The sequence below is a fragment of the Candidatus Proelusimicrobium excrementi genome, assembly GCF_937881865.1.
Classification (GTDB): domain Bacteria; phylum Elusimicrobiota; class Elusimicrobia; order Elusimicrobiales; family Elusimicrobiaceae; genus Proelusimicrobium; species Proelusimicrobium excrementi.
In genome coordinates, this window is the sequence record NZ_CALGEO010000027.1 from 1 (window position 1) to 13,505 (window position 13,505).

Sequence of the window (13,505 nt, forward strand, 5' to 3'; positions counted from 1 at the left end):
TTCCTTAAAACGGGTTTCTTGCTTCTTAACTGTATAGGGAAGACTTTATCAAGCGCAGAATCAAAAAAATCAGGTTTGCATGCGAAATCAGGCAAAACAGGTTTTCCCTTATCATCATATTTGATATTGCGGGCAAAAGAAATTACAAGAGCGTCCAAAGCGTGATGTTTTTTATTGTCTCTATTTTTTTCGTCCAGTTTCCCGGTAACGTAAAGTTTTTTGAATTCTTCTTCGCTCAAATCTTTATGAAGCAGTCTGTTAAGCCCGTATATACTGCGTATTTTTGCCGTCAAACCGCCGGTACAAACGAACATTCTGCGTTTATTACCTGCCGTTTGTTCCCCCCAACCAAAATACAGACTTATTAATTTTTGGGCAAGCTTTTCTATATATTTTGTGGCTTGCAAATCATTTAAACTTTTGGCTTCTTTTACGGAATCAGGTGACGTTAAATACAAATATTTCGTAGATTTAGCATCAATATCGGCTCTTTTTATATTTTCAAGAAAATTTTCCCATTTACTTTTATCGGAGAATAACCATTCATACGGCGTTTTATTTCCCTTTTTACTTTGGTTTAATTCCTTTAACGTAACAATTTTATTTTGAAAGCTATCAGCCCCACCCAAAGAAACCGGAACAATATGGTCAATATCATAATTTTCTAATTCCTCGGGAATAATATTTCTTTTTTCTGAGAAAACATTATAAATATCTATCCATTTTTGGGCTTCGCATAATTTATATTTTTCCATATTCTTACCGGAAATAGTAAGACCATATTTTTTTAGACTGTTATAAGCTTGTTCATTCTGTTTTTGATTTTTTTTATTAATAGCATTAAGTTCGTTTTTTTCTTTTTCGCTTATAAATTCTTCACGACCGATTTCTAACACGCAATAATCCGGCATACCGTACTTTTTATCCAAATATTCTATGCGGCGCATTAACATTATCAGGCGGTGGCGTACTATAACATTATTTATTGAACTAAGCAAATCGTCAATTTTCGCCAGGCGTTCTTCCTTTGATAAATTTTTATCTTCTTCCCTAAAGTCTGGGATATGAATTCTGTACCAATCATTAGGCATTGCAAGCAGAAATTTATAATCTTCCTTTACAAGCCCTTTTTTGACGTCAATATTATTAACTTTTTCCGTAACTTCTTTATAAAAATCATGAGGATTCTTACCAGATAAAATAAGTTCTTTTAAAATTTTTAATGCAGGACGGCAAAAACGGCTGCGTCCGCTCGTTTTCGGAGCCGGGATATAATCTTCAGAAAAGGCCTCATATCCCTTTGACTTAAGATAATTTTTTAAGGCTTTTTTCCCTATATAATTTTGCTTTATTTTTGGCAAATCATCTTTGTATTTAAAAAATAATTCGTTTATTTCTTTAAAATCAAAAGGAGACACTTCCCCGTTTTTTATAAAACGAAAATGTTTTAAAGCAAGTAAAAAGCGTACTTCCATGCTTAAAGGGTCTTGCGACTTGCAGACATTGAGCCTCGGTATTAAAGAACATTTGCCTATTATCCTGTTGTCAAAGCGCGGAGTTCTCTGCCCTAAAAGTCCTTCGGATTCATATTTTCTTGCATTATGGTCTGTGCGCCCGGCGTGAGGTTTTCTGTTCGTGCCATATAAAACATATTCCGTATCCGGAATAGAAGGAAATTGTTTTTTTGCACTCTCCAGCAAAAGACGAAGCTCCCGTTCCACTATGACCCTTGGGGCTATAACCTGCTCCTTACCATCTTTATTTCTTGCATTTAAAGTTGCGGAACGAAGCCGGTTAACAATCTTATTGGTTTTATAATCCCAAAGCCCCATTTTAAAAGCTTCATAATAACAAGGAAGGCGGTATTCTTCCGGCAATAAAGCAAGTTTTTTATTATAAAGTTCGCTTGCTTCTTTGCCTTCTTTTTCTGACTTCTTTTCTTCCTCAGAAAGGGTCTCTTCCGATTGCCAATTGTTATACTCATAGCCCCTGTGCTGAAAAGCGGACCAAACGGCTTTAAAAATCTGCCAGCTTTCAAGTCTGCGGCCTTGGATAAGAGCAATTCTCAATAAAGCGGAATTATAAACAGTATCGTCATTATCTTTGGGAAATTCCCTCAGCATTCGTTCATCTGCGGAAAAAATATAATTGTCGAATCGGTCCTTTTTAATATCCCCGCCCGGAATATCCAATCCGGCTTGAAGTGCAATTTGTATCCACCAAGATTCCCTTGCTTTATGGGCAAGACGCATCCTAAATGCGCGTCGCTGCGGCCTAATTGAAACAAGCGATGCAAATTCAGAATCAATAAGCAAACTGCTTAAATGTTTTATCTCCTCGCCATCTCTTACGCACTCTCCTATACTGCCGCTGCCCAAGTCAAAAGAAAAAATTTTAGACATACTTCCCCCTTAATTATCATAGTGCTAATATATCAAATTGGCATATAAATTAAAATGATTATATGCGCATAGTGAAAAACCATCCCCGGAGAGGTAAAAACCGGGTATGTTTCAAGATTAAAACGTTGCTAAATTAGACGTTAAATTATTCGCACCAGTTGATGTTCCTTGTCGCATACATCACCAACGCCACGCCAATAAACCCCTGCAAACGGGCGGAGCGGGGCTAATTTTTGTATAATTTGATTATTCGGGGCATGGCTCAATGGTAGAGCGCCCGCTTTGGGAGCGGGAGGTTCCCGGTTCGAGCCCGGGTGCCCCGATTTTTATCTGGAGGCCGAATCATGTACCACCTCAGCAAAAAACAAATAGCCCTTCTGCCCGTTTACAATACGATTTTTACCACAGAACAATTAGCTGTCAGCGCACAATTTAAAGGTTTTTACGTAATAGCTTCAAAAACGATAAAAGCCCCTTTTGATTTTAATTCTTTAACGCTCTCTTTAAGCGCAAAATTAAACAAAAATTCAGCCGTTTTGGTTGAAGCTTCCGTAAAGACGGAAGAAGGCTGGAGCGGACTTTATAAACTTTTTTACGTCAGCGCGGATTATAAAAAGACGTTTAAACCCCAAAAAGATTCTTTCGCTTCCGTGGAAAGCGATATCCTCTTCCCCAAGAAAAGCGCGTCGGCGTTTAAATACCAGCTTACGGTTCTGGGCAAAGCGAAAATAGATTTTCTTACGGCGGCTTTTACTAAAACCGGGGCCAAATACGATTCTTCCCTGGCATTGGAAACCTTGGATTTAAAAGATTTTGAAATACCTTTAAAACCCGTAAGCCAAATGCAGTATGCCGATAAAAAACTGCGCGGGAGGATTTGCTCCCCCGTCTGCTTAAGCATGGTTTTAAATTATTACGGAAAGAAAGTTTCTTTGGAAGATACGCTTAAAGGCGTTTACGACGAAGAATCCGGCGTTTACGGAACTTGGCCGCTTAATACGGCTTTCGCCGCGCAGCAAGGGCTTGGCGCCGCAGTCGTAAGGTGCAGTTCTTTGGCGCAGGCGGAAGGAGAACTTTACAAAGGCAGACCGATTATAGCCTCCATAGCTTATAAAGAAGGCGCTCTTAAAAACGCCGCGGCAAAAGCTACCCCGGGGCATTTGGTCGTAATATGCGGTTTTGACGCGGAAGGAAACGTAGTAGTTATGGATCCGGCCGCCAAAACCGAAAAAGAAGTGCGCCGCGTTTACGACAGAAAACAATTTGCGTCAGCCTGGATAAAAAATAAAAAAGGCTTGGCCTACGCCATAGGTGAATAAATGAAAAAGATACTTTCGCTTCTTTGTGTTTTTTGCATTTTTTCTTTAATATCCTGCGCACCCAAGCAGCAAAACAATATACTTACAGTGGCCATAGTCGGGGAAGCGGAATCTTTCGACCCGGTGTTTTCCTACGACGGTTTTACGCACGGAGTACTGCTGAACATTTATGACACTTTAATTAAATTTAAAGGATCATCTCTTACCGAGTTTGAACCGCTTATAGCGCAAGAAGTGCCCACGCGCGAAAACGGACTTATATCCCCCGACGGCAAAACTTATGTTTTTAATATCAGGAAAGATATTAAATTCCACGACGGTTCGCCGTTAACGGCGGAAGACGCGGCATACTCCTTAAAACGTTTTCTTATTTCGGACGCGGTAAGCGGCCCTTCCACCCTGCTTTTGGAACCGATTTTGGGAGTAACTTCCACCCGCGACGCCAAAGGCGCAATAACGCTTGATTATAAAACCGTGGAAGAAGCCGTACAGGTGCAGGGCGATAAACTTATAATAAAACTTAAACGTCCGTTTGCGCCTTTGCTTTCGATATTGGCGAGGTGGTCTTACGTAATAAGCAAAGACTGGGCCGTAAAAAACGGAGAATGGGACGGCACGGAAGCGACTTGGAAAAACTACAACAATAAAGGCAAAGGCGAATCTTACTTATTCGATAAAGCCAACGGCAGCGGGCCTTTTATGCTTCAACGCTGGGACAACGCAGCCAAAAGAATTTATCTGACAGCCAATAAAGATTATATTTTGGGTGCGCCCAAGCTTGACGGAGTGCAGCTGATAACCGTGCCAGAACAAAGCACAATGCGCCTTATGCTGGAATCGGGCGACATTGACATAGCGGAAATAGCCCCCGCTTTTACGGATCAAATAGCCGATAACCCGGATTTGGTGGTGCAGGACCGCCTGCCCAGGCTTAAAACCGACCCCGTGATATTTTTTACCTTTAACATCAATCCCGAAGCGAACCCCGATATCGGCAGCGGCAGGCTGGACGGAAAAGGGATACCGCCGGATTTCTTTCAGGATATTAATATAAGAAAGGCGTTTGCCAACGCGTTTGATTATGACGCTTTCGTCAATGATTCAATGGGCGGGAAAGCCCCGCGCGCCTGCGGGCCCGTGCCGCCCGGGCTGGCTTCTTACGAGAAATCCTCTCCATGCTATAACTTTGATTTAAAAAAGGCGGAAGAATATTTTAAAAAAGCCTATAACGGAAAAGTTTGGGAAAACGGATTTACTTTTACGCTGACTTACAATACCGGCTCGCAAATGCGGCAGACGGCCTGCGAAATATTAAAAAGGAATATAGAAAGCTTAAACCCAAAATTTAACATTGAACTGCGCGGAGTGCCCTGGGCCTCCTTCCTGGAAAAGACGCAAGCTTCCAAAATGCCTTTGTGGGCGCGCGGCTGGATAGCCGATTATCCCGACGAGCATAATTTTGTCTTTCCTTTCCTGCATTCAAAAGGGCGTTACGCGGTGGCGCAGTCTTTTAAAGACCCCGCGCTTGACGCTTTGATAGACGAAGCCGTCCGTTCAACAGATCCCGCCCGCAGAATAAAACTCTACCGGCGCATACAGGATTTAAGCTATAACGCCGCCGCGCAGATTTACACCATTCATTCCCCGGGCGTATGGGTGTACAGAAAAGAAGTAAAAGGTTTTACGGACAACCCCGTATTTATGGGAATATACTTCTATCCGATATACAAAGAAGCCTAAACCCAAACGACATTAAGATAATTTACAAGGTTAAACTTTTTTGTTATAATATTTATACGCAAGCGCCCTTAGCTCAGTTGGTTAGAGCAATCCGCTCATAACGGATGGGTCGCAGGTTCAAGTCCTGCAGGGCGCATTTTGATTTTGTTTAATAAACCCCGTTCTTCGGGGTTTTTTTATAGAGGCATAATATGGAAAATAAAGCGCAGGAACAAACGCAGCAGCAAAAACTTTCCGGGTTGGAAGATATTATAAAACATAAATATCAGGAAGCCGGGGAACTGAAAGCCGCAGGGATTAATCCTTATCCGGCCCATGTTGAAGTAAAAAATACTTGCCTTGAAGCCAAAAACGCCGCGGAAGAAACAGTAGTTACCACCGCGGGCCGCTTGGTTCAGTTAAGAATTATGGGCAAGGCCGCTTTTGCCCATATAAAAGACGTTACGGCCAAAGTTCAAATTTACGTACAGAGGGATTTAGTCGGCGAAGAATCTTACGCTTTCTTTAAAAAACATATAGCCGTAGGGGATTTCGTTTTGGTAAGCGGGCATATGTTCGTAACCAAAACCGGCGAGAAAACCGTTAAAGCCGATAAAATAGAATTGATTTCAAAAGCGATACGCCCCATGCCGGAAAAATTCCACGGCATACAAGATACGGAAGTGCGCTTCCGCAACAGACATTTGGACCTTATCGCCAATGAAGACGTCAAAGAAATTTTTATCAAAAGGGCTAAAATTATTTCTTCCATACGTAAGACTTTGGACGAAAAAGGATATCTTGAAGTCGAAACCCCGACTTTGACGCCCAGCGCCGGCGGCGCGATAGCAAAGCCGTTTGAAACTTATCACAATGCGCTTAAAATGCCGCTTTTCATGAGGATTGCTTTGGAACTTTACCACAAAAGATTAATCATCGGCGGCCTTGATAAGATTTACGAAATCGGTAAAATGTTCCGCAACGAGGGTATAGACACCACCCACAACCCGGAATTTACCATGATGGAAATGTACCAAGCTTACGGCGACGTAAACACCATGGCGGATTTGTTTGACGAAATTATCGGCAACGCCGCAAAAGCCATCGGTGTGGAAAAGGTTATGTACAGAGGTATGGAAATCAACCTTAAGCCACCTTTTAAACGCGTATACATACCCGAAGCCTGGAAAGAAACTTTCGGCGAAGATATACACGAAATTCTAAACGGACGCGAATTTAACAGGGAAAAGCTTATCGCCTTGGCAAAAAAATCCGGCGTAAGCTTTAAAGAAGACGAACCTTCCGATAAAATTTACGACGTGCTTTTTGAAGAAAAAATCGTCAGCCAATATAAAGACCCCGTCTTTATGATGGATTATCCTACGGCCGTAAGCCCGTTCTCCAAAAACAAACCGGGCGACCCGGAAATAGTTGAACGTTTTGAGGCTTTCGTCGCCGGCGGTCAGGAAATAGCCAACGCTTACAGCGAGATTAACGACCCCGCCGATCAGTACCAACGTCTTAAAGACCAAGCAGCGGCCAAAGCCAAAGATACGAAAAACGAGGACGCCGACATTGTGGATATTGATTATATCACGGCTATGGAATCGGGTATGCCCCCCACAGGCGGTATGGGCATCGGCATAGACAGAATAACCATGATGCTTACCGGGCAGGATTCCATTAGAGAAATCATCCTGTTCCCTACGCTTAAAAACTTGGAAAAATAACTTTGTTTTTAATCGCAAAGAGCCCGCCTTAAACTTAAGGCGGGTTTTTTATTTGCATAAATCATCGTAAAATAAGTTTCTTGCAGATGTTTATCCTTATAATTTAAAAATATATCGGAACTAAATTCCATGCGGGAAATTATGGAGAGCAAATAAAAATCCCTCCGATTGATTCAGAGGGAAGTTATATATAAATCTCCGGGACTAGGACTCGAACCTAGGCTAAACGCTCCAGAGGCGCTTGTGCTACCATTACACCATCCCGGAAAAATCCGTTTTATTCACGCTTTTTAAAAAGCGTTTTTTACTACATAAATATTTTAGCATTTTTACGAAAAAATTAGAATAGTGTATAATATTTTATGTTATGAAACCAAATGAACAAGCTATCGGGATTTTTGATTCCGGCCTCGGCGGGCTGACCATTTTAAGAGCGGTAAAAAAGCTTATGCCGAAGGAAAACATAATTTACTTCGGCGATACGGCGCATTCTCCTTACGGGTCCAAATCAAAAGAAACCGTTGCGGAATACTCCTTAAACATCGCCAAATTTCTTGAAAGCAAAAAAGTTAAATTGATTTTAGTCGCCTGCAATACGGCTTCGGCGTTGGCTTTGCCAGTCTTAAAAAGGCACATAAAAGCCCCCGTACTCGGCGTTATTGAACCGGGCGCGGCCTGCGCGGCCAAAGTGGCGATAAATAAAAAAGTAACCGTACTCGGCACCGAAGCCACCGTAAAAAGCAAAGAGTATATAAAGAATATAAAAAAGCTTGATAAATCGATAGCCGTTACGCAATACGCCTGCCCGCTTTTCGTACCAATAATAGAAGAAGGCCTTGCCGGCAGCGATATTTGCAAGCTGGCCATCAAAAGATATTTGACGCCGTTAAAAACCGACAAAGCCGATACGGTAATTTTAGGCTGCACACATTACCCCGTTATAAAGGAAGACATTGCAAAATTCCTCGGCCCGAAGGTTACGCTGGTAGATTCCGCCGAAGAAATAGCCAAAAGAGCAAAAGAAGCTCTGCTGCGCGCCGGCTTGCTTAAAACCGGCGGGAAATCCTCAACGCAGATATACGCAAGCGATTTATCGGAAAGATTCGCCAGACTGGCTTTAAATATTATCGGCGGCAAAAAACTTAAAGTAAAAGAGAACAGATTTTATATATGAAAATATTTTCAGACGAAAGACTTATAAATTTAGGAATAATCAGCGGGACGGCTTCAAGGGAAACCGGATCGGGCAGGGAAAAGGAAAATTCGGACAAATTGTTTTCCGCTTTAAATATTCCCCCTCAAAAAATTTTGGGGCTGAAGCAGGTTCACGGAGATAAAATAATAAGTATTTTAAACGAAACCGATTTAGAGGCTTACCGCGCCCAAAAAGAACATGAAGCCGACGGCTGGATTTTAGGGCTTAAAGGAACCGGCGTAATGATTCTTACGGCCGACTGTGTACCTTTATACATATGGGATAAACGTGGCGATTTTATAAGCCTGTGCCATTGCGGATGGCGCGGCGTGGCGGCCCTTATGCCCGCAAAAGCAGCTAAACTGTTAAAAGAAAAAGCCGGGCCCGGCGCAGAACTTTGCGCCTATATCGGCCCGCATATAAACGCTTGCTGTTTTGAAGTCAAAGAAGACGCTGCGCAGCAGTTTGACGCGGCCTGCGTCATCAGGAAAGGCGGCAGGATTTTTGTGGATTTAACGGCCGAAATAGTGCGCCAGCTTAAACAGTGCGGAGTAAAAACGGAAGATATAAAATCCCCCTGCTCATGCGAATGCACCTGCTGCAATAAGCAAATTTTCTTTTCTTACCGCAGAGATCACACTAAAGACGTATTAATTTCTTTCGCTTATAAATTATAGGTAAGGGAATTATCTGTCTTTGGCTATCAAATGCTTCTGCTGGTGGCCGATTTCGACTTTCTTGGCCGCCGGCGCGGGAATGGCGTCGGGGTAAAACTCCCGATGTCTTTTAAACAGGAAGTTCACCGCCGGCATGCCCCAGCCTTTCTCTATAAAGAAAGAAAGCAATGTCGCCAAAATAATACTGAAAAGTATTACCGAGTAAATCGTATTTTGCAGTATCACGCCGCCGGGCACGCCCGACTGCATAATCAAAGACGCCAAAACCGCCGTAACCAAACCTTTCGGCACCATTATGGAAGTTACCGCGCTGTCTATGCGGCTTACCGATTTTTCAAGCACGTAATTTACGGTAGGTATTCTGGCCATAAATATCACAAGCGTAAACAAAAGCCCGCACAGTATGGAATAAAGGCTGCTCAGCTGCATAGAAATGCCGATATAGACGAAGAAGAAAGTCCTGAGGACAAAAACGACCTCGCTGAAAAAGCTCTTTTCCGTATCGTTGAAAGCCTTGCTTTTTACGTTCATGGTAAAACGCTCTATAAATTTAAAGCCGTGGAGCTTCCTGATAGTTCTTATATTGCCGGCCACTATGCCGAATATGAAAGCCCCGATTGAGCCGTCCGAACCCAAAGTTTCGCAGACTGAATATACCACCAAAACGAAAGCCAAAGTAAGGAAAATCCCGTTTTCCAACTTCCTGACTTTATTTAAAACCGTGGTCCAGAATATCGCCGCCGCGCCGCCGGTTATACAGGCGACCATAAATGTATATATTATTTTGGCGACTATAAGGCTTACGTCAAAAGACTGTATTTTAGCCATATTAAGCAAAGTAATAGTTACGACTATGGATATTACCCCGCCTATGGTGGATTCCGTCAAAAGTACGGTTTTTGTGGTATTGGTTATGTTCAGTTTGGATATTAAAGGAATTATAATCGCGAAGGAGTTATCGGCCAAAATGGAACCCAAAATAACCGCGTAAGCCCAATGGAGATTCAAAACTATTTTAGACAACAGAGCGACGACGCACATAATCACGACGAAGCTTATCAGGGTAAGGCGGGAACTCTGTTCCCATGTGCTTCTTATTTGGGATATTCTTAAGCCGAGGCCGCTTTCAAATAAAATCACTATCAGCAGCACCCTTGTAAAAACTTGGTCGACCATGCCGAAATCGGCAGGCGAAACTATATTAAGCAAAGGCCCGAGAAGTATGCCCAAAAGCAAAAGCGGAAGAACTTCCGGCATGCGCGTCTTTACAAACATCGCCGAAAATAAATGCGACAAAAAAATCAATATCGCTAAAGAAATTATTACCCCTTCCATATTTATATGATAGAAATTTACCGGCCTTATACGCAACAAAATACCGCCTCTAGTTAAAAATGATTGTATTTATAGTTAATTTTATTCTAAGATAGTAATATGTATAGATTCTTAACGGCTTTAATTTTATGTCTTCTGCCAATATTCGGGTTTGCCGTTCAGGCCGCGCCCATAATAGTGGAAGGAAGATACTCGGCCGGATTTAAGAATATAGAAGACGCTTCCGACATCAAAAAAGCTTCCGCTTTGGAAAACGCTTTAAACGAAATTCAGCGCAAGTTCGAAGACGGCAAATACGATACTGTGGTAAGCGCATGCCAAAGTTTGGCCGACAACGGCTATGAAGACCCGCGCATTCTTACCCTGCTTGCCAGAGCGTATGAAGAACTCGGCCAGTTTGACAACGCCCATTATTTTTCTTCCCAGGCGATAGCTCAAAGGCCTTCCAATGTGGAAGCGTATATCACCCGCGCGCACAGCTATCTTGAAAAGAAGGACATCATGCGCGCTACGGAAGATATAGAAACCGCTTTGCAGTTAAATCCGCGCGCTTCAAGAGCGGAGACGATAAAAAAAATGATATACGAGGCGCAAAGGCCTTCGGGACATAAATCCGAAAAATCCCTTTCCGATTATCATTTGCCGCCGTGGTTCTTCGTTTACTTCATTTGCGTAGTGCTGGTAATAGGCTTTTACGTGCTTATGAGGTATTTTAACGTTTTCGGCGGGCCGGTGGACGTAAAAGGGCGCAAGCTTAAAGAAGTAAACATAAAAGAGCAGTACCATTTTATCCGCCCCATAGGCGAAGGCGGCATGGGTAAAGTTTACGAAGCTTACGACAACGCCCTCAAACGCAAAGTGGCCGTAAAACGTATAAAGCCGGAACTGTTAAGAAGCGATTATGTGCGCGAGCAATTCCTTTCGGAAGCAAGAATGGTCGCCATGCTGCATCACCCTTGCATAGTTGAAATTTATACCGTAATAGAAACCGCCAACAGCTTATATTTGGTTTTTGAATACGTGGACGGCCAAACGCTTGAAACGCGCCTTGATATCGACAACTACATAGAGTTTGAAGAAGTAAAACATATTTTTGATTCCGTCTGCCAAGGCTTAAGCTACGCCCATTCAAACAATATCGTACACTGCGATTTAAAGCCGGGGAATATTATGATTTCCGACAGCGGCATAGCCAAAGTAATGGATTTCGGCGTGGCGCAAAAAGTTACGGAAGAAAACGAAAACAGCTCCCGCCCGGTGGCCGGAACGCCGGCTTATATGTCCCCGGAACAGCAAAAAGGTTTTACTTCCAAGCAATCGGATATTTACTCCCTGGCAGTATGCCTTTACGAAGCTTTGGTGGGGCAGGTGCCTTGGAGCGTCAAAGGTTTTGACGTAACAACCAAGAAGATAGTTCCGCCCTCGCAGATAGCTTCCTATATCCCCAAGGAAATAGACGAGCTTATTATCCGCTCGTTAGATGAAGACCCGGCAAAACGCATACAGACGGTGGAACAGTTCTGGGATATTCTTAAAAACGCCCAGGCAAACAACGGTTAGAGAATTTTTATAAGATCGGCAACAAGAGCGCGCAAAGCTTTTAAAGTTTGCGCGTTTTTTTGCACCGAACGCCAAAAGCCGCCGTAAAGCAAATCGCTTATAACAAAGACAGCGCCGGCTTCAAATCCGCGTGATTTGGCGAAAGCGAAAAGAGCGGAAGCTTCCATCTCCACGGTAAGGCAGCCTTTTTCCCGGTAGGCTTGCACAGAAGCTTTGTTTTCCCTGAAAAACGCGTCGGTAGTCCAGCTGTCCCCGGCGGCCTTTACGGGCAAAGCGGAAAGGACGTCAAATCCGCAGGCGGGTAAATATTCTTCACTTACGTAATGACGGCTTGTGCCTTCTTCGGAATATGCGCCGCGGCACAAAACTCTGTCGCCGAAAGAAAGGCCTTCCGCCAAAACCCCCGCAGAACCGGCCAAAAGAAACTTCTTTGCACCCAAAACGGCAGCGAGTTCCGCCAATAAAACGCATAAAGGCGCGCCCAAAGCAAAATTATGCATAACGGCCAAATCATCATTTATAACTTCAATATCGCCTATAAGCTTATAAGTTTTTTTGGATAAACCGCCCAAGCCCGCGCCGAAACACGCCGCAGGGAGCATAAGCAAAGTTTGGGGAATTTCAAAGCTGATATTTTTGCTCCGCAAATATTCCCCGGCAGTAAAAACAGGTTCGTTTTTATTTATTTCTTTTTGAGATACCGACACCGCTGAACTTCCAATAATGATAAAATATAAAGATAATAAAATTATATAAAAAGATTACGGAGTACTCTATGCAAGAGTTGGAAAATATAATAAACCGTATCAATGAACTGATATGGACTTATCCGATGATATTGCTGTTGGTTGCAACTCATCTTTATCTTACTTTCAAACTTAAATTTATACAAAAATATATTTTTAAAGCGATGAAACTTTCCCTGAAAAGGGATAATTCCGCAGGCATGGTAAGCAATTTCGGCGCTTTGGCCGTATCATTGGCGGCGACGATAGGCACCGGCAGCATTTTGGGCATGACGACGGCCGTTGCGACGGGCGGGCCCGGCGCGGTATTTTGGATGATTGTGATAGGCGTTTTCGGCATAGCTACGAAATATTCTGAATGCCTGCTGGCGGTAAAATACAGAGTAAAATTAAGAACTACAAAAGAGTATGTAGGCGGCCCGATGTATATTATGAAAAACGCCCTTAAAATGAAATGGATGGGCGTAATATTCGCCGTATGCGGGCTTTTAATGGCGATAAGCGGCGGCGGATTTTTACAGGTAAACGCCATAGTGGACGTTTTGGGCAACGCTTACAGCATAAACGGGCTTTTGATAGGAGTAATAGTTTCCCTTATCGTGGCGATAGTGATTATAGGCGGGGTAAAAAGCATCGCCGCGGTATGCGAATGGCTGGTGCCCATAATGGGCGGCTTATATCTGCTGGCGGCTTTATATATTTTTGTGGTAAACATACATCAAATGCCGGCAACCGTAATTTTAATATTAAAGAGCGCTTTCGGCTTTAAAGCGGTGGGCGGCGGTTTTGCCGGCGCGGCCATTTTAACGGCTTTGCATATAG

At 43.1% G+C, this 13,505-nt stretch carries 10 protein-coding genes and 3 tRNA genes; 9 read left to right on the plus strand and 4 right to left on the minus strand.

The window, feature by feature from the left end; all coding sequences use genetic code 11:
- The coding region (cas9d, locus tag ACQY26_RS01690) for a type II CRISPR RNA-guided endonuclease Cas9d (protein ID WP_428047348.1) at positions 1-2,402 on the minus strand (2,402 nt) is incomplete at its 3' end.
- A gap of 251 nt (positions 2,403-2,653) precedes the next feature.
- Between cas9d and ACQY26_RS01695 the strand changes: the two genes are divergently transcribed.
- From ACQY26_RS01695 to lysS, 5 genes are all read left to right on the plus strand, one after another.
- Positions 2,654-2,725 (plus strand) — tRNA-Pro (locus ACQY26_RS01695).
- 21 nt (positions 2,726-2,746) lie between these two features.
- The gene (locus ACQY26_RS01700) at positions 2,747-3,721 is read left to right on the plus strand and encodes a C39 family peptidase (protein WP_428047349.1); all 975 of its coding nucleotides are present in this window, start codon (positions 2,747-2,749) and stop codon (positions 3,719-3,721) included.
- Positions 3,722-5,461, plus strand: coding sequence for an ABC transporter substrate-binding protein (locus tag ACQY26_RS01705; RefSeq protein ID WP_428047350.1), 1,740 nt, complete (start codon positions 3,722-3,724; stop codon positions 5,459-5,461).
- Positions 5,462-5,523: 62 nt separating this feature from the next.
- A tRNA-Ile gene (locus tag ACQY26_RS01710) sits at positions 5,524-5,597 on the plus strand.
- Positions 5,598-5,652: 55 nt separating this feature from the next.
- The gene (lysS, locus tag ACQY26_RS01715) at positions 5,653-7,170 is read left to right on the plus strand and encodes a lysine--tRNA ligase (protein ID WP_428047351.1); all 1,518 of its coding nucleotides are present in this window, start codon (positions 5,653-5,655) and stop codon (positions 7,168-7,170) included.
- A 196-nt stretch (positions 7,171-7,366) separates the two neighbouring features.
- Here lysS and ACQY26_RS01720 read toward each other — a convergent pair.
- A tRNA-Gln gene (locus ACQY26_RS01720) sits at positions 7,367-7,437 on the minus strand.
- Between the two features lie 100 nt (positions 7,438-7,537).
- Between ACQY26_RS01720 and murI the strand changes: the two genes are divergently transcribed.
- Both murI and ACQY26_RS01730 read left to right on the plus strand, forming a co-directional pair.
- Positions 7,538-8,344 carry a glutamate racemase gene (murI, locus tag ACQY26_RS01725; RefSeq protein WP_428047352.1) on the plus strand — a complete coding sequence of 269 codons (807 nt, stop codon included), beginning with the start codon at positions 7,538-7,540 and terminating at the stop codon, positions 8,342-8,344.
- Positions 8,341-9,042, plus strand: a complete 702-nt coding sequence (locus ACQY26_RS01730) for a polyphenol oxidase family protein (protein ID WP_428047353.1) — start codon at positions 8,341-8,343, stop codon at positions 9,040-9,042. Before murI ends, ACQY26_RS01730 begins: the two co-directional genes overlap by 4 nt.
- A 9-nt stretch (positions 9,043-9,051) precedes the next feature.
- On the opposite strand, the gene ACQY26_RS01735 is transcribed toward ACQY26_RS01730, so the two are convergent.
- On the minus strand, positions 9,052-10,377 hold the full coding sequence (locus ACQY26_RS01735) for a cation:proton antiporter (protein ID WP_428047354.1): 1,326 nt from the start codon (positions 10,375-10,377) through the stop codon (positions 9,052-9,054).
- Between the two features lie 99 nt (positions 10,378-10,476).
- On the opposite strand from ACQY26_RS01735, the gene ACQY26_RS01740 reads away from it, so the two are divergent.
- Positions 10,477-11,937 (plus strand): protein kinase domain-containing protein, encoded by a 1,461-nt coding sequence (locus tag ACQY26_RS01740; RefSeq protein ID WP_428047355.1) that lies wholly within the window; start codon positions 10,477-10,479, stop codon positions 11,935-11,937.
- On the opposite strand, the gene ACQY26_RS01745 is transcribed toward ACQY26_RS01740, so the two are convergent.
- On the minus strand, positions 11,934-12,584 hold the full coding sequence (locus ACQY26_RS01745; RefSeq protein WP_428047356.1) for a hypothetical protein: 651 nt from the start codon (positions 12,582-12,584) through the stop codon (positions 11,934-11,936). The genes ACQY26_RS01740 and ACQY26_RS01745 overlap by 4 nt on opposite strands.
- A 128-nt stretch (positions 12,585-12,712) precedes the next feature.
- Here ACQY26_RS01745 and ACQY26_RS01750 point away from each other — a divergent pair.
- A partial coding sequence (locus ACQY26_RS01750; protein WP_428047357.1) for an alanine/glycine:cation symporter family protein occupies positions 12,713-13,505 on the plus strand: 793 nt, incomplete at its 3' end.